This window comes from Pimelobacter simplex (genome assembly GCF_900114845.1).
Lineage (GTDB): Bacteria > Actinomycetota > Actinomycetes > Propionibacteriales > Nocardioidaceae > Nocardioides > Nocardioides simplex.
Map to the genome: position 1 here is coordinate 256,780 of NZ_FOUK01000005.1, position 16,600 is coordinate 273,379.

Annotated in this window: 15 protein-coding genes; 11 read left to right on the forward strand and 4 right to left on the reverse strand. The window is 73.1% G+C overall.

Annotation, left to right across the window (positions count from 1 at the left end; genetic code table 11):
• The gene (locus BM223_RS28630; protein ID WP_141267162.1) at positions 1-432 is read right to left on the reverse strand and encodes a hypothetical protein; all 432 of its coding nucleotides are present in this window, start codon (positions 430-432) and stop codon (positions 1-3) included.
• A 502-nt stretch (positions 433-934) separates the two neighbouring features.
• On the opposite strand from BM223_RS28630, the gene BM223_RS29900 reads away from it, so the two are divergent.
• The 4 genes from BM223_RS29900 to BM223_RS21385 are packed head-to-tail and all read left to right on the forward strand — an operon-like array spanning position 935 to position 5,440.
• On the forward strand, positions 935-2,200 hold the full coding sequence (locus BM223_RS29900; RefSeq protein ID WP_141267161.1) for a C40 family peptidase: 1,266 nt from the start codon (positions 935-937) through the stop codon (positions 2,198-2,200).
• A 20-nt stretch (positions 2,201-2,220) separates the two neighbouring features.
• Positions 2,221-4,194, forward strand: coding sequence for an acyl-CoA dehydrogenase family protein (locus BM223_RS21375; RefSeq protein ID WP_038676593.1), 1,974 nt, complete (start codon positions 2,221-2,223; stop codon positions 4,192-4,194).
• On the forward strand, positions 4,191-4,874 hold the full coding sequence (locus BM223_RS21380) for a class I SAM-dependent methyltransferase (RefSeq protein ID WP_052138189.1): 684 nt from the start codon (positions 4,191-4,193) through the stop codon (positions 4,872-4,874). The genes BM223_RS21375 and BM223_RS21380 overlap by 4 nt, the downstream gene beginning before the upstream one ends.
• Entirely contained in the window at positions 4,871-5,440 is a 570-nt protein-coding gene (locus BM223_RS21385; protein WP_052138190.1) for a TetR/AcrR family transcriptional regulator, read from the forward strand. The genes BM223_RS21380 and BM223_RS21385 overlap by 4 nt, the downstream gene beginning before the upstream one ends.
• A 68-nt stretch (positions 5,441-5,508) precedes the next feature.
• On the opposite strand, the gene BM223_RS21390 is transcribed toward BM223_RS21385, so the two are convergent.
• A complete protein-coding gene (locus BM223_RS21390; RefSeq protein WP_038683356.1) occupies positions 5,509-5,997 on the reverse strand; it encodes an inorganic diphosphatase in 489 nt (162 codons plus the stop codon).
• Positions 5,998-6,134: 137 nt separating this feature from the next.
• Between BM223_RS21390 and dacB the strand changes: the two genes are divergently transcribed.
• The 6 genes from dacB to folE all read left to right on the forward strand — a co-directional run bounded on the left by dacB (position 6,135) and on the right by folE (position 13,104).
• Positions 6,135-7,604 carry a D-alanyl-D-alanine carboxypeptidase/D-alanyl-D-alanine endopeptidase gene (gene dacB, locus BM223_RS21395; RefSeq protein ID WP_052138191.1) on the forward strand — a complete coding sequence of 490 codons (1,470 nt, stop codon included), beginning with the start codon at positions 6,135-6,137 and terminating at the stop codon, positions 7,602-7,604.
• Positions 7,605-7,653: 49 nt separating this feature from the next.
• The gene (locus tag BM223_RS21400) at positions 7,654-8,703 is read left to right on the forward strand and encodes a zinc-dependent metalloprotease (RefSeq protein WP_235319105.1); all 1,050 of its coding nucleotides are present in this window, start codon (positions 7,654-7,656) and stop codon (positions 8,701-8,703) included.
• 2 nt (positions 8,704-8,705) lie between these two features.
• The gene (gene tilS, locus BM223_RS21405) at positions 8,706-9,689 is read left to right on the forward strand and encodes a tRNA lysidine(34) synthetase TilS (RefSeq protein WP_038676597.1); all 984 of its coding nucleotides are present in this window, start codon (positions 8,706-8,708) and stop codon (positions 9,687-9,689) included.
• Positions 9,690-9,693: 4 nt separating this feature from the next.
• On the forward strand, positions 9,694-10,245 hold the full coding sequence (gene hpt, locus BM223_RS21410; protein ID WP_038676598.1) for a hypoxanthine phosphoribosyltransferase: 552 nt from the start codon (positions 9,694-9,696) through the stop codon (positions 10,243-10,245).
• A 164-nt stretch (positions 10,246-10,409) separates the two neighbouring features.
• Entirely contained in the window at positions 10,410-12,476 is a 2,067-nt protein-coding gene (ftsH, locus tag BM223_RS21415) for an ATP-dependent zinc metalloprotease FtsH (RefSeq protein ID WP_038676600.1), read from the forward strand.
• Positions 12,477-12,483: 7 nt separating this feature from the next.
• Positions 12,484-13,104 (forward strand): GTP cyclohydrolase I FolE, encoded by a 621-nt coding sequence (gene folE, locus BM223_RS21420; protein WP_038676602.1) that lies wholly within the window; start codon positions 12,484-12,486, stop codon positions 13,102-13,104.
• Positions 13,105-13,119: 15 nt separating this feature from the next.
• On the opposite strand, the gene BM223_RS21425 is transcribed toward folE, so the two are convergent.
• Both BM223_RS21425 and rfbB read right to left on the reverse strand, forming a co-directional pair.
• Positions 13,120-14,520 (reverse strand): sugar nucleotide-binding protein, encoded by a 1,401-nt coding sequence (locus BM223_RS21425; RefSeq protein WP_038683362.1) that lies wholly within the window; start codon positions 14,518-14,520, stop codon positions 13,120-13,122.
• Between the two features lie 8 nt (positions 14,521-14,528).
• Positions 14,529-15,518, reverse strand: coding sequence for a dTDP-glucose 4,6-dehydratase (gene rfbB / locus BM223_RS21430; RefSeq protein WP_425319924.1), 990 nt, complete (start codon positions 15,516-15,518; stop codon positions 14,529-14,531).
• 172 nt (positions 15,519-15,690) lie between these two features.
• Between rfbB and rfbA the strand changes: the two genes are divergently transcribed.
• On the forward strand, positions 15,691-16,590 hold the full coding sequence (rfbA, locus tag BM223_RS21435) for a glucose-1-phosphate thymidylyltransferase RfbA (RefSeq protein ID WP_038676606.1): 900 nt from the start codon (positions 15,691-15,693) through the stop codon (positions 16,588-16,590).
• Positions 16,591-16,600: the final 10 nt, after the last annotated feature.

The following is a 16,600-nucleotide window of genomic DNA, read 5'->3' on the forward strand; positions in this document are numbered from 1 at the left end:
CTAGGGGGCTCGCGGGGCGGCGCGCAGCGCCGTCCCGAGCAGGCTGTCGGCCTCCGTCGGCTCGTTCCCGGCGCGGCGGGCCAGCACGTCGAGCGCCAGGTCGCGCAGGGTCGCGGTGAGCTGCCCGGTCACCTTGATCTCGGCGAAGGCGGTGCCGAGCACGAGCGCGTCGTGGAGGTGCTCGTCGTCCGCGGCCGCCTCGTCGAGGGTCTCGTACCCGCACGCCCGCGCCTGGGCGGCGAGGAACGCCACCGCGTCGTCCGGGCGCCGGGCGAGGTAGTCGGTGAGCAGGTCCGCTCCCTCGTCGTTGCCGTGCGGCGCCTCGTCGTCGGCCGGATCCCAGAAGAAGGGTCGTCGAGCAGGGCGCGCGCCGCGGGTGCGTAGCGCGTCCAGTCGACGTCGAGCAGCTCCCAGGGAGACATCGCCAGCCACCGCGCGCGCTGCCTCTCCCGCAGGTCGGCCTCGACGGCGGCGAGCGCCTCGGCCGAGCTCGGCAGGTCGTCGAGGCGAGCGACGAGGTGGGCCCGGACGCTCGGCCAGTCGATCCGCCCGACCGAAGACGTCCAGATCGGACAGCTCGCTGACGATCCGGACCCGGACCGTCCTCGCCTTCCGGCGGAAGACGAGCTGCGGCCCCTCTGGCGCTCGCGCTCGTGCCCCACAGGGGGTGGCCCGGCCAGATCCCGTAGCCGCCGAGGCCGGCCTCGAGCGCCGCGAGGACGGCGGGATCGTCGTCGTCGCCCGCGGTCCCGGGGCGCCTCGGGCGTGCCTCGCAGGAGCACGGAGACGTCGACGGCCAGAGCATGCCGGATCCGCTCCAGAGGGTCTCGCGCAAATTACAACGGTGTAGTTCGTCAAGGCGACACGCCGGTAACGCGTGAGATTTCTGAGATTTTTGTTTCCAATGTGACGAAAGAGCACTACGGTGACGCGAGTGCGTTCACCAAGCCTCGGGACCGGAGCCCTCGCCCTCGTGCTGACCGTGGGGATCTGTCTCCCGTCCGCCCAGGCCGATCCCGGCACCGACCCGACGACGCCCGCGACCCCCGCGACGCCGTCGGTGGGTGAGGTCCGGGCCGCCGAGGGGCGCGCCACCGCCGCGAAGGGGGCGGTCGGGCGGATCCAGGAGCAGCTGGACGCCGCGAACGCCTCGCTCGACGCGGCCGCCGTCCGTGCGGCGCGGGCCGCGGAGGCGTGGAACGGGGCCCGGTGGACGGCGCAGCAGGCGCGGATCGCGGCCCGGGAGGCGGCGACGGCGTCGGTGGCGGCCGACCGGGCGCTCGTCGTCCAGGAGGGGCAGTACCGCGACGCGGTGATCATCGCGAACAGCGCGGGCCTCGAGGTCAACGCCGTCGACGCGTTCATCTCCGCCGACGGCATGGAGTCGCTGCTGGAGCGCTCGGCGGCGACCGACTACGTGCAGGCCCGGTTCGACCAGCGCCGTGACGAGTACGTCGCCGCGGCCGACACCGCCGAGAAGGCCGAGGCGGCTGCGGCCGACACCGCCGAGAAGGCCGGCACCGCGCTGGCCGAGGCCCGGGCGGCGCGCGACGCCGCCGATGCCGCGGCCGCGGCCGCCGCCGCGCAGAGCGCGCGGATCGAGGACCGCAAGGACCGGCTGGTGCGCAGGCTGGCCCGGCTCCAGGGCGTCAGCGTCCGGCTGGCCCGGACCCGGCAGGACGCGCTGGAGGCCGAGCGCGAGCAGGCCCGCGCCGCCGCCGCGAAGCCGCAGCCCACGCCCGGCCCGGACCCCGTGGCCGCCGCCGACCCGAAGCCCGCCGACCCGAAGCCCGCCGACCCGAAGCCCGACCCGGATCCGGCCCCGCCCGCCCCCGGCAACGGCGCCCAGTCCGCCATCGCCTTCGCCCGCGCCCAGCTCGGCGAGCGCTACGTGTGGGGCGCCGCCGGCCCGGACAGCTGGGACTGCTCCGGCCTCACGTCCAAGGCGTGGGCCGCCGGCGGCAAGAGCCTGCCGCACTACTCGGTCGCCCAGTACGAGCAGTCGACGCCGATCAGCCCTGGCGACCTGCGTCCCGGCGACCTCGTGTTCTGGGGCGACAGCGGCAGCCCGTCGTCGATCTTCCACGTCGCGCTCTACGCCGGGAACGGCAAGATCATCCACGCCCCGCGCACCGGCCGCCCGGTGACCGAGGAGTCGATGTACTACTGGCGCACCCCCGACTTCTACGCCCGGCCTTGATCGTCCACTAGGTTCGGCCCATGGCCGAGGACTCCACGACGACCGAGCCCCCTGCGCTGGCGGTCGACGTCGCCGCCCTGACCGAGGTGCTCGACGGGCACTACGCCGAGATCCGCCGCACCGTCCGGACGCTGCTGCCGGCGTACGCGTCGGTGCTCGAGGACGCCGAGGAGATGTCGCGCGCCGACTTCCGCGAGCGGGTCAAGGAGGTCGTGCTCGAGATCGCGGGCACCGGCTCCGCGGCGATGGGCTTCCCCGAGGAGTACGGCGGCGGGGGTGACATCGGCGCCTCGATCGCCGCCTTCGAGACCCTCGCGTACGGCGACCTGTCGGTCCTCGTCAAGGTCGGGGTCCAGTTCGGCCTCTTCGGCGGCGCGCTGCTCCAGCTCGGCACGCAGCGCCACCACGACGCCTACCTGGCCGACGTGGTCAGCGGCCGGCTGCTCGGCTGCTTCGCGATGACCGAGACCGGGCACGGCAGCAACGTCCAAGCGCTCGGCACGGTCGCGACCTACGACCCGGCGACCGCGGAGTTCGTGGTCACCACGCCGACCGAGGACGCCGGCAAGGACTACATCGGCAATGCAGCCGCGCACGCGCGGGTCGCGGTGGTGTTCGCCCAGCTCGAGGTGGGTGGCGAGCGGCACGGCGTCCACGCGCTCGTCGTCCCGCTGCGCGACGAGGCGGGCGCACCGCTGCCCGGCGTCCGGATCGGCGACGACGGCGCCAAGATGGGCCTCAACGGCGTCGACAACGGCCGGATCTGGTTCGACGGCGTCCGGGTGCCGCGCGAGGCGCTGCTCAACCGCTTCGCCGACGTCACCGAGGACGGCACCTACGTCAGCGACATCGAGAGCCCGGGGCGGCGCTTCTTCACCATGCTCGGGACGCTCGTCCAGGGCCGGGTCTCGGTCGGCGCGGCCGGCGTCAGCGCGGCGAAGGTCGCGCTGACGATCGCGGTCCGCTACGCCCTGCAGCGCCGCCAGTTCGAGACCGGGACGGGCGACGAGGGGGAGGAGCAGCTGCTCCTCGACTACGGCCTGCACCAGCGCCGGCTGCTGCCGCGGGTCGCCCGGACCTACGCGCTCCACTTCGCCCAGCAGGTCCTGGCCTCGCGGCTGCACGACGTCTTCTCCGGGATCACGACCGACGAGGAGTCCCGCCGGCTGCTCGAGTCGCGGGCCGCGGGCACCAAGGCGCTGGCCACCTGGCTGGCGACCGACGTGATCCAGGAGTGCCGCGAGGCGTGTGGGGGAGCGGGCTACCTCGCGGTCAACAGGTTCGCCGCGCTCAAGGCCGACACCGACGTCTTCACGACGTTCGAGGGCGACAACCACGTGCTCCTGCAGCTCGTCGGCAAGGGCCTGCTCACCGACTACGCGAGCGACTTCTCCGACCTCGACCAGCTCGGGATGGTCCGCTTCGTGGCGGGTCTCGCGGTCGACACCGTGCTGGAGCGGAGCCGGGCGCACCAGCTCCTGGAGCAGATCCGCGACGTCCTCCCGGGCGGCGGCGACAGCTGGGACACCGACAGCGGCCTGCGCGACCCGAGCTACCACCTGGCGATGTTCCGGTTCCGCGAGGAGCACCGGATCGGTGGCGTCGCCCGTCGCCTCAAGAGCGGCGTGGACGCCGGGATGAACGCCGGCGAGGTGTTCTCCCGGGTCCAGGACCACGTCATCGCCGCGGCCCGCGCGCACGTCGAGCGGCTCGTCCTCGAGGCGTTCGTCGACCAGGTCGAGGCGCTCGACGACGGCGAGGTCAAGGCGACGCTCAACGCCGTGTGCGACCTCTACGCACTCAGCGAGATCGAGGCGGACGCCGCCTGGTTCATCGAGCACGGGCGGCTCGGCGTGCAGCGGTCCAAGGCGATCACCCGCGAGGTCGGCGACCTGTGCCGCCGGCTGCGCCCGGTCGCCCGCGAGCTCGTCGACGGGTTCGCCGTCCCGGACGCGCTGCTGCGCGCCCCGGCGCTCGTCGGAGGACAGGCATGATCCGCGCCGCGTTCTCCCGCGTGCCCGGCCTCGGCGGCTGGAGCGACGACCCGCTCTGGGCGTCGTTCTACGACTGGACCGTCGAGCACCCCCGGGCCGGCGGTGCGATCTGGCGGCTCGGCATCAACAGCGACCTCGGCCGCCTCTACCGCGCGGCCGACGAGATCGGCCGGCAGCCCGCGGGCAACCGGGTCCTCGACATCCCCTGCGGTGGCGGGGTCGCGCTGCGCGGCCTGCGCCCCGGCCAGGGCGTCGAGTACGTCGCCGCCGACATCGCGCAGACCATGCTCGACCGCACGATGCGGGTCGCCGAGGAGCGCGGGCTCGCCGACCAGGTGGTGCCCCGCGTCGCCGACGTCGGCGCCCTGCCGTTCGACGACGCCTCGTTCGACCTCGTCGTCTCGTTCACCGGCCTGCACTGCTTCCCCGATCCCGGTCGCGCCGTCGTCGAGATGGCGCGGGTGCTGAAGCCGGGCGGCGTCCTGACCGGCAGCGCGCTCCTCAACGACACCGGGCTGCGCTTCGAGCCGCTGCGCCAGGTCGGCCGCGTCGCCGGCCTGCTCGGCCCCGGCTGCACCGGCCGCGACCTCGAGGCGTGGTGCGCGGCCGAGGGGATCGCCGACCTGGTGCTCGACCGCAGCGGCGCGATCGCCTACTTCCGCGGGGTCAAGCGGACGTGAGCGCGGCCGCGGAGCGTCGGACGGCCGTCTTCGCGGCGCTGCGCTCCCTCCTGCTGGAGCACCCCTGGGGCGAGGTGACGCTCGAGGCCGTCGCCCGCGACGCCGGGGTGAGCCGGCAGACGCTCTACAACTCCTTCGGGTCGCGCTACGGGCTCGCCCAGGCCTACACCGTCGACCTCGCCGACGCGCTCTGCGCCGTCATCGCCGCGACGCTCGCCGAGCACCCGGACGACCCGCGCACCGGGCTCCGGGAGGGGCTGCGGCACTACCTCGAGATCGCCGCCGAGGACCCGCTCATCCAGCGGGTCCGGACCGGCGACGCCCACCACGACCTGGTCCGGATCGTCACCGTGGACGCCGGCCCGCTGCTGGTCCGGGTCGCCGAGCGGCTCGAGGCCGCGGCGCGGACGGCCTGGCCGGCGGCCGACCCGGACGCCGTCCGGACCCTCGCGCGGGCACTGGCCCGGCTCGCGCTCAGCTACGTGACGATGCCGCCCGAGTACGACGACAGCCCCGCGGCGATCGCCGCGGGGCTGTCGGTGCTCTTGGCGCCGAAGCTCATGTAACTACGTGTTCGGTCTACTACCCGGGCGCTGGGACACCGGAATTCGCGACGTAACACGTAGTTACATGATCAGTGGCCGGTGGTCTTGAAGCGCTCGAACGAGGCGTTGATCTCGGCCTCGGCCTCGGTACGGCCGACCCAGTCGGCGCCCTCGACGGACTTGCCGGGCTCGAGGTCCTTGTAGACCTCGAAGAAGTGCTGGATCTCGAGGCGGTCGAAGTTCGGGACGTGGTTGATGTCGCGCAGGTGCTCCATGCGCGGGTCGCCCGCCGGGACGCACAGGACCTTGTCGTCGCCGCCGGCCTCGTCGGTCATCCGGAACATGCCGATCGCGCGGCACTTGATGAGGCAGCCGGGGAACGTGGGCTCCTGGAGGAGCACCAGCGCGTCGAGCGGGTCGCCGTCCTGGCCGAGCGTGTCCTCGATGTAGCCGTAGTCGGCGGGGTACATCGTCGAGGTGAAGAGGAAGCGGTCGAGGCGCATGCGCCCGGACTCGTGGTCGACCTCGTACTTGTTGCGGCTCCCCTTGGGGATCTCCACGAGGACGTCGAACTCCAGCACTGGCTTCCTCCACAATCGTCGGCCCGGATCGGGTCCGGCGCGGGGTGTGGCGCAGGCTCGCGGCCTTCCCGACGCCGATGTTCGGGACATTGTCACGCACAATGTCCTCGAACGCGCAGTCGGGGAGGAGAACCGTGGCCAAGTCGGACCGGGAGCCGGGTGGCCGGCGTACCCTCCGGGTGCTCGTCGGCATCCTGGTCGTGGCACTGCTCGCCGGCGGTGGCGTGGCCTGGCGGACGGGCTGGGCCGAGGAGTGGTGGCACGACCTCCGTGCCGACGCCGCCGGGCCGCCCGCCGACCCCGCCGCCGTCGCCCCGCCCCCCGAGGTGGACGTCGCCCCGGTCGCCGTCCCGGGCGTGCTCGCGCCCGCCGCCGACGGCACCGCCGCGCTCAAGCGGGCCGAGCTCCGCAAGGCGCTCGCGCCCCTGGGCGACCGCGACCTCGGCAAGCACGTGATCGCCGCGGTCGGGCCCCTCGACGGGACCGGTCTCTCGTACCGGATCGCCGAGGGCCCCGCGGTCGCCATCCCCGCCTCGACGACCAAGATCGTCACCTCCGCCGCCGCGCTCTTCCTGCTCGGCCCCGACCGGGTGTTCTCGACGACCACCGTGCTCGACCGGTCGGCCGGGACGACGCCCCGCCTGGTCCTCGTCGGCGGCGGCGACCCGTTCCTGGCCCGCGCGCCGGAGCCGCCGACCGCCGCGGCGACCTACCAGCCGGTGCGTGCCGACGTCCGCACGCTCGCCCAGCGCACCGCCCGCGCGCTCAAGGCCGACGGCGTCCGCCAGGTCGCGCTCGGCTACGACGACAGCCTGTTCTCGGGACCCGCGCTGCACCCCACGTGGCGCCCGGACTACGTCCCCGAGGAGATCAACCCGGTCAGCGCCCTCTGGGTCGACGAGGGCCGCCCGCTGCCGGGCCAGGGTCCGGTCGCGGACCCCTCCGCCGAGGCCGCCCGCGTCTTCCGCGACGCGCTCGCCGCCCGCGGCATCACCGTCACCGGCGCCACCACCCGCACCCGGGCGCCCGCCGCGGCCACCCCGGTCGGCGCGGTCACCAGCCCGACCGTCGCCCAGATCGTCCAGCGCCTGATCGAGGTCAGCGACAACGCCGCCGCCGAGATCCTGCTCCGCCAGGCCGGCGTCGCCGACCAGGGCGAGGGCTCGTTCGCCGCCGGCCAGCGCGCCGTCACCCGGGTGCTGTCGGCCAACGGCATCGCGATGCGGGGCTCAGTCCTGCACGACGGCAGCGGACTCTCCCGCGACAACCGCCTCTCGCCCGTCGTCCTCGTCGACGTGCTGCGGCTCGCCGCCTCCGCGGACCACCCCCAGCTCCGCGCCCTCCTCGCCGCCCTGCCGGTCGCCGGCTACACCGGCTCGCTCGCCAACCGGATGGACCTCGGCCCCGACGCCGGCCGGGGCCGGGTCCGGGCCAAGACCGGCACCCTCACCGGCGTCACCTCCCTCGCCGGCATCGCCGTCGACCGGGACGGCCACCTGATGGCGTTCGCGCTGATGGCCGACCGGGTCAAGAAGCCCAAGTCGATGCTCGCGCGGGTGGCGATGGACAACGCCGCCGCGGCGCTGGGGGCCTGCGCCTGCTGAGCCGGCTCGGCACGGCGCCCCCGTTGCGGTCACGTCCTACGCTGGGTCCATGACCGGACCCGCGACCGAGCTCCCGCAGATGATCGACTGGGATCTCGCGGTGTCCCTGGGCTCCCGCCTGGCGGGCGAGGGCCCCGTGGTGACCCGGACCGAGGCCGCCGACGCCGTCGCCGAGCTGCGCGCCGGGGCGAACCGGTCGACCGGGCTGGTCCGCGAGTTCACCGGGCTCGACGCGCCCGACGGGACGGCGCCGATCCTGGTGGTCGACCGTCCGGGGTGGGTGCAGGCCAACGCCGAGGCGTTCGCGCTGGCGACCGGGCCGATGGTCGAGAAGATCGTGTCGGCCAAGCCGCCGTCCGGCCTGGGCCAGCGGTTCGGGGCGAAGGTGACGGGCGCCGAGGTCGGCGGCCTGCTCGGCTTCCTGGCCGGCAAGGTGCTGGGCCAGTTCGACCCCTTCTACGAGCCGTACGGGCGGCTGCTCCTGGTCGCGCCCAATATCGTCCACGTCGAGCGCGAGCTCGGCGTCGACCCCCACGACTTCCGGCTCTGGGTGTGCCTCCACGAGGAGACCCACCGGGTGCAGTTCACGGCGGTCCCGTGGATGCGCGAGCACCTGTTCTCCGAGATCCGCGCGATCAGCGAGACCGTCGAGCCGGCCAGCCTGCTCGAGGGCGGCGTCGAGCGGATCAGCGAGGCGATCAGGGCCGGCCGCAACGGCGGCAGCATCGTCGAGATGTTCAGCACGCCCGAGCAGCGCGCGGTCATCGACCGGGTCACCGGGATGATGTCGCTGCTCGAGGGCCATGCCGACGTCGTGATGGACGACGTGGGCCCCACCGTCATCCCGAGCGTGGGCGCGATCCGCAAGAAGTTCACCCGGCGCCGCCAGGGCGTCGGCGGGCTCGACCGGATCCTGCGCCGGCTGCTCGGCCTGGACGCCAAGATGGCCCAGTACCGCGACGGCGCGAAGTTCGTCCGCGCGGTCGTCGACCGGGTCGGCATGGAGGAGTTCAACGCCGTCTGGGCCGGTCCGCAGAACCTGCCCTCCAAGGCCGAGCTGAGCGACCCCGAGGGCTGGGTCGAGCGCGTCCTCGCCTGAGCATGGGACTGCATCCCGCGATCGCCGCGGTCCGCGGAGGCGTGCGCGCCGTGCTCGCGCCGCTCGAGCCGGGCGGCGTCGTCCTGGTGGCGTGCTCCGGCGGCGCCGACTCGCTGGCCCTGCTCAGCGCGGCGGTCTTCGAGGGGCACAAGGCCGGCCTCCGGGTGATCGGCGCGACCGTCGACCACGGCCTCCAGGAGGGCTCCGCCGAGCACGCCGCCCACGTCGTCGCGCAGATGGCGGCGCTCGGCGCCGACGAGACGGCGTCCGCGCGGGTCCAGGTCGACCCGGCCGGGCTGGGCGTCGAGGCGGCCGCCCGGCGCGCCCGGTACGCCGTCCTCGAGCAGCTGCGCGAGCACTTCGGCGCCGACGCCGTCCTGCTCGGGCACACCCGTGACGACCAGGCCGAGACCGTGCTGCTCGGCCTGGCGCGAGGCTCCGGCGGGCGCAGCATCGCCGGGATGCGCCGTGCGTTCGACCGCTACTACGCCCGCCCCCTGCTCGACGTCGCCCGCGCCGACACGGTCGCCGCCTGCCTCGCCGAGGGCATCGAGTTCTGGGACGACCCCCACAACAGCGACCCGGGCTACGCGCGGGTCCGGGTCCGGCAGCGGGTGCTGCCGGTGCTCGAGGACGAGCTCGGGCCGGGCATCGCGGCCACCCTCGCCCGCACCGCCGACCAGGTCCGCGCCGACGTCGAGGCGCTCGACGCGCTCGCCGACGCGGCGTACGCCGGTCTAGCCCGCCCCGAGGGTCTCCCGCTCGCCGGACTCGACGACCTCCTCCCGGCGATCGCCACCCGGGTGCTGCGCCGCGCGGCGCTCGACGCGGGGGCGCGCGACGCGGAGCTCTTCCACGTCCACGTCAGCGCCCTGCACCGGCTCGCCCAGGGGGCGATCAGCGGCGAGGTCCAGCTGCCGGGCCACCTCACCGCCTACCGGGACCGCGCCCACCTCCGGTTCCGCCCGACGGCTGTGGCAGGCTGACGCCATGCATGCGAGCGACGTCGCCGACGACCTGGTCGAGGTGCTCTTCACGGAGGAGCAGATCCAGGCCCGGGTGGCCGAGATGGCGACCGAGATCGAGCGTGACTACGAGGGCAAGGACCTCGTCATCGTCGGCGTCCTGCGCGGCGCGGTGATGATCATGGCCGACCTCGCCCGGTCGCTCACCAAGCACGTCGAGATGGACTGGATGGCGGTGTCGTCCTACGGCTCCGGCACCAAGTCCTCGGGCGTCGTGCGCATCCTCAAGGACCTCGACGCCGACATCACCGGGCGCCACGTCCTCATCGTCGACGAGATCATCGACACCGGCCTCACCCTGTCGTGGCTGACCTCCAACCTGGGCTCGCGCGGCCCGGCGAGCGTCGAGATCGCCACCCTCCTGCGCAAGCCCGAGGCGCTGCAGATGCCCATCGAGGCGCGCTACGTCGGCTGGGACATCCCCAACGAGTTCGTCGTCGGCTACGGCCTCGACTACCGCGAGCGCTACCGCAACATGCGCGACATCGGCACCCTCGCCCCCTCGGTCTACAGCTGAGCATGGCCCGCTGCGGGAACCCGTGAGGGTCCCCAGCCGTTGGGCACAGGGGCCGCCGTGGGCGGGCCCCGGGAGCCGGTCACCATGGACCGGCCAGAATGGGAGGGTCGGCGGCGTGTACCGTCGTCAGATCCTGATCGTGGAAATGGGGAGCGGGTAAGTACGTGAAGCGAGTTCTCAGGGGCCCTTGGCTCTGGATCCTGGTGGCGGTCGCAGCCGTCGTCCTCGCTCTCCAGCTCGTCGCGCCCGGAGGAGGGTACGACGAGGTCCCCACGTCGCAGATGGAGAAGTACATCGCGCAGGGGAAGGTCGACGAGATCACCTTCATCGACGGCGACCAGTCGATCGAGGCGACCCTGAAGAAGGGCACGCGCGACTCCGGCGACAAGGTGCTGTCGTACTACGTCGACGGTGCCCAGCAGGGCATCATCGACGACGTCAAGGCCCAGGAGGCCGCCGGCAAGCTCGGCAAGTACAACTTCAAGAACCCCAAGCCGGGCTTCCTCAGCTCGCTGCTGGTCACGCTGCTGCCGTTCGCGCTGATCATCCTGCTGTTCGTCTTCCTGATGAACAACGTCCAGGGCGGTGGCCGGGGCGTCATGCAGTTCGGCAAGTCCAAGGCCAAGATGATCAGCAAGGACATGCCGAAGACGACGTTCTCCGACGTCGCCGGCTGTGACGAGGCCATCGAGGAGCTCGGCGAGATCAAGGAGTTCCTCCAGGAGCCCGCCAAGTTCCAGGCCGTCGGCGCCAAGATCCCCAAGGGCGTGCTGCTCTACGGTCCTCCGGGCACCGGCAAGACCCTGCTCGCGCGCGCCGTCGCCGGCGAGGCGGGCGTCCCGTTCTACTCGATCTCCGGCTCCGACTTCGTCGAGATGTTCGTCGGTGTCGGCGCCTCCCGGGTGCGCGACCTGTTCGAGCAGGCCAAGGAGAACGCCCCCGCGATCGTCTTCATCGACGAGATCGACGCCGTCGGCCGGCACCGCGGCGCCGGCATGGGCGGCGGTCACGACGAGCGCGAGCAGACGCTCAACCAGCTGCTCGTCGAGATGGACGGCTTCGACGTGCGCGGCGGCGTCATCCTCATCGCCGCGACCAACCGTCCCGACGTCCTCGACCCCGCGCTGCTGCGTCCGGGCCGCTTCGACAGGCAGATCCAGGTCGACGCGCCGGACCTGTCCGGCCGCAAGCGCATCCTCGAGGTCCACTCGCGGGGCAAGCCGCTCGGCGAGGACGTCGACCTCCTTTCGACCGCCCGCCGCACGCCCGGCTTCTCCGGTGCCGACCTGGCCAACGTGCTCAACGAGGCGGCGCTGCTCACCGCGCGCAGCAACCAGAAGGTCATCACGGCCGAGATGCTCGACGAGGCGATCGACCGCGTCATCGCGGGCCCGCAGCGCCGGACCCGCCTGATGACCGAGAAGGAGAAGCTGATCACCGCCTACCACGAGGGCGGCCACGCCCTCGTCGCGGCGGCGCTGCCGGGCACCGACCCGGTCCACAAGATCACGATCCTGCCGCGCGGCCGGGCGCTGGGCTACACGATGGTGCTGCCTGACGAGGACAAGTACTCCCAGACCCGCAGCGAGATGCTCGACAAGCTCGCCTACATGCTGGGTGGCCGGGCGGCCGAGGAGCTCATCTTCCACGACCCGACCACGGGTGCCGGCAACGACATCGAGAAGGCCACCTCGCTGGCCCGCGCGATGGTCACCCAGTACGGCATGACCGAGCGGCTCGGCGCGATCAAGCTGGGCGAGTCCAACTCCGAGCCCTTCCTGGGCCGCGATATCGGCCACTCCCGCAACTACTCCGAGGACGTCGCCGCGATCGTCGACGAGGAGACGAAGAACTTCCTCGCCGCTGCGCACCAGGAGGCCTTCGACATCCTCGTCGAGAACCGGGACGTGCTCGACGCCCTCGTGCTCGCGCTGCTCGACAAGGAGACGCTCGACAAGGAGCAGGTCGCCGAGGTCTTCACCGCGCTGCGCCTGCGCCCCGAGCGGCCCGCCTGGACCGGGTCGCCGACCCGGGTGCCGTCCACGATCCCGCCGGTCGAGATCCCCGAGGAGATCCGCCGCCGGGCCGAGCAGAACGGCTCCGCGGCCCCCGAGCCGGGCGACGGCGGCCAGGTGCTGACCCCGCCGGGTCCCGGCGGCGACGTGTACGGCGGGACGCCCGTCGTACCGCCGACCGACCCGCAGCCCCCGGCACCCACCTCCGGCACCTGAGGTACCCGTGACCGACCCGATCAGCGTGCCGGACCGCGGCCCGCAGGACGTCCCCCCGTTCGACCACGACCGCGCCGAGGCCGCCGTCCGCGAGCTGCTCGCGGCCATCGGCGAGGACCCCGACCGCGAGGGCCTGCGTGAGACGCCGGCCCGGGTGGCCCGGGCCTACGCCGAGCTGACCGCCGGGCTCCGGATGGCGCCCGAGGACGTGCTCACCACCACGTTCGACCTCGGGCACGACGAGATGGTCCTGGTCCGCGACATCGAGCTGTGGTCGATGTGCGAGCACCACCTGGTGCCGTTCACCGGCGTCGCCCACGTCGGCTACATCCCGGCCGAGTCCGGCAAGATCACGGGCCTGTCCAAGCTCGCCCGCCTCGTCGACCTCTACGCCAAGCGCCCCCAGGTCCAGGAGCGGCTCACCACCCAGGTCGCCGACTCCCTCATGGAGCTGCTCGACGCGCGCGGCGTCATCGTCGTGATCGAGGCCGAGCACCTCTGCATGACCATGCGCGGCGTCCGCAAGGCCGGCGCCCGCACCATCACCTCCGCGGTCCGCGGCTCGATGCTGTCCAACGCGACGACCCGCGCCGAGGCGATGGCGCTGATCCACAGCCCGCGCGGCTGAGCAGCACCCCGCTCCTCAGCCCTGCAGGTACGCCACCAGTGCGGCGTCGGCGTCGGTGCTGACGAAGCCGGTGCCGGCGAGCTTGTCGAGCGCGAGCGTGCTGTGGAGCGGCCGGGGGGAGAGGTCCTTGCCGGCGCCGTACTCGGCGGTGCTGACCGTGCTCACCCGGGCGGGGTCGTGGCCGGTGAGCTCGAAGACCCGGCGGGCGTAGGCGGCCCAGGAGCGGGGCTCGCCGCTGTTGGTCACGTTGTAGGTCCCGTACGGCGCCCCGGTGTCGAGCAGGTGCGCGGTGGCCCGGGCGAGCTCGGGGGTGAAGGTGAGCCGTCCGACCTGGTCGTCGACGACGGACGGGTCGACGCCGTCGGCGGCGAGGCGGGCCATGGTCCGGACGAAGTTGTGGCCCTCGCCGATCACCCACGACGTGCGCAGGACGTAGTGGCGCGGGGCGGTGCCGACGGCGAGGTCGCCGGCGGCCTTGGTCTGCCCGTAGACGCCGAGGGGGGCGAAGGGCTCGTCCTCGCGGTGCCCGCCCGGGACGGGGGAGCCGTCGAAGACGTAGTCGGTCGAGTAGTGGACCAGGGTCAGCCCGCGCGCGGTGGCGATCCGGGCGAGGGCGGCGGGTGCGGCGGCGTTGGCGGCCCAGGCGGCGGCGCGGCCGTCGTCCTCGGCCCGGTCGACGGCGGTGTAGGCGGCGGCGTTGAGGACGACGCCGTAGTCCTCCCACGGCCACGCGGAGAGCGCGGCCTCGTCGGTGAGGTCGAGCTCGTCGAGGTCGACCAGGGTGGCGCCGGGGAAGACCCGGGCGAGGGCCCGGCCGAGCTGGCCCCGGGCGCCGGTGATCAGCGTCCGCCGCGGCGCCAGGGGGGTGACGTCGGGCAGCAGGGGGTTCGCGCGGTCCTTGGCGGAGATCTCGACGTCGGGCGAGTCGAGCGGGATCGGCCACGGGATGGCGGCCGTCGGGTCGGCGAGGTGGAGCGCGGGGTAGGTGCGGCCGGCGACGAAGTGGTCGTTGACCAGGTACGAGTAGACGGTGCCGTCGGCGAGCGCCTGGTACGAGTTGCCGACGCCGCGGGGCACGAAGACGGCGACGCTCTCGTCGATCTCGACCGAGTACGTCGTCCCGAAGCTCGCGCCGTCGCGCATGTCGACCCACGCCGCGAACACCCGCCCGGTGGCGACCGAGACGAGCTTGTCCCACGGCTCGGTGTGGATGCCGCGGGTCGCGCCGCGGGAGGCGTTGAAGCTCATGTTGTTCTGCACCGGCCCGAAGTCGGGCAGCCCGAGGGCCACCATCTTCGCGCGCTGCCAGTTCTCCTTGAACCAGCCGCGCTCGTCGCGGTGCACCGGCAGCCGTACGACGAGCAGCCCCGGGATCGGCGTGGTCTCGACGGCCAGGGTCGCGACAGGCTCGACCATCGGAGGGATCACTGCCCCTTGGCCGCGTAGGCGGCCTCGGTCGCGTCCTTGCCCGGCCGCCACCACGCCTCGTGCTCGCGGTACCACGCGACGGTCTGCGCGAGCCCGGCCTCGAAGTCGCCGTACTGCGGGACCCAGCCGAGCTCGGTGCGCAGCTTGCCGGCGTCGATCGCGTAGCGCAGGTCGTGCCCGGCGCGGTCGGTGACGTGCTCGAAGTCGTCGGGGTCGCGGCCCATCAGCTGCAGGATCAGCCGCACCACCTCGAGGTTCGACCGCTCGCCCTCGGCGCCGATCAGGTAGGTCTCACCGATCCGCCCCTTCTCGAGGATGGTGAGCACGGCGGAGGAGTGGTCCTCGGTGTGGATCCAGTCGCGCACGTTCTCGCCGGAGCCGTAGAGCTTGGGCCGGCGGCCGTCGAGCACCTCGGTGATCTGGCGTGGGATGAACTTCTCGACGTGCTGCCACGGCCCGTAGTTGTTGGAGCAGTTCGAGATCGTCGCCCGCACGCCGAAGCTGCGCACCCATGCGCGCACCAGGTGGTCCGAGCCCGCCTTCGACGCCGAGTACGGCGACGACGGGGTGTAGGGGGTGTCCTCGGTGAACTTCTTCGGGTCGTCGAGCGCCAGGTCGCCGTACACCTCGTCGGTGGAGACGTGGTGCAGCCGCACGTCGGCCTTGCGGACCGCCTCGAGCAGCGTGAACGTGCCCAGCAGGTTGGTCCGGATGAACGGTGACGGGTCGTCGAGCGAGTTGTCGTTGTGCGACTCCGCCGCGTAGTGGACGACGACGTCGTGCTCGGCCACCAGCGGCTCGACCACCTCGGCGTCCGCGACGTCGCCGACCACGAGCCGGACCCGGTCGCCCGGCAGCCCGGCCAGCGCCTCGCGGCTCGCGGCGTAGGTCAGCTTGTCGAGCACCGTCACCGTGGCGTCGGTGTGCCGGACGAGGTGGTGGACGAAGTTGGAGCCGATGAACCCGGCTCCGCCAGTGACGAGGATCTGCACGCCGCCAGTGTAGGAAGGGTGGTGAGTCGAGCACCGAGTCGGGAGACCCGTGAGCCGCCCGGCGTCGCGCTCGCCGATGCCCGTGGGCGCGCGCGCCCGGCACGGTCCACACTGTGACCCTGGACCCGGCTGACACGCCCGGCGGAGACGAGACGGAGAAACAACTATGCGCGGGATCATTCTGGCCGGAGGCACGGGCAGCCGACTGCACCCGATCACCCATGCCGTGAGCAAGCAGCTGATGCCGGTCTACGACAAGCCGATGATCTACTACCCGTTGTCGACGCTCATGCTCGCCGGCATCCGCGAGGTCCTCGTCATCACGACCCCGCACGAGGCCGACCAGTTCCGGCGCCTGCTCGGCGACGGCAGCCACCTCGGCATCACGATCACCTACGCGGTGCAGCCCTCGCCCGACGGACTGGCCCAGGCGTTCCTCATCGGCGAGGAGCACCTCGACGGCGGCGGCGCGGGGCTGGTCCTCGGCGACAACCTCTTCTACGGCGCCGGTCTGGGCACCCGGCTGCGCCGGTTCGCCGATCTCGACGGCGCCGCGGTGTTCGGCTACCGCGTGGCCGACCCGACGGCGTACGGCGTCGTCGAGTTCGACGGCGAGGGACGCGCGCTGTCGCTCGAGGAGAAGCCCGAGCGCCCCCGCAGCCGGTACGCCGTCCCCGGCCTCTACTTCTACGGGTCCGATGTCGTCGCCAAGGCCCGCACGCTCAAGCCGTCGCCGCGGGGCGAGCTCGAGATCACCGACCTCAACCGGCTCTACCTCGACGAGGGACGCCTGCAGGTCGAGGTGCTGCCGCGCGGCTCCGCGTGGCTCGACACGGGAACGTTCGACGACCTCAACGATGCGAGCAACTACATGCGCGCGCTCGAGGCCCGGCAGGGCACGAAGGTCGGTGCGCCCGAGGAGGTCGCCTGGCGCCTGGGCTTCATCGACGACGCCGAGCTGGAGGAGCTCGCCCGGCCGCTGCTCAAGAGCGGCTATGGTCGGTACCTGCTCGACCTCGTGACCGAGGCCCGCAGTGACATCCCGCCAGAAGCCCCCGTGGTCTAGGAGGACCCCC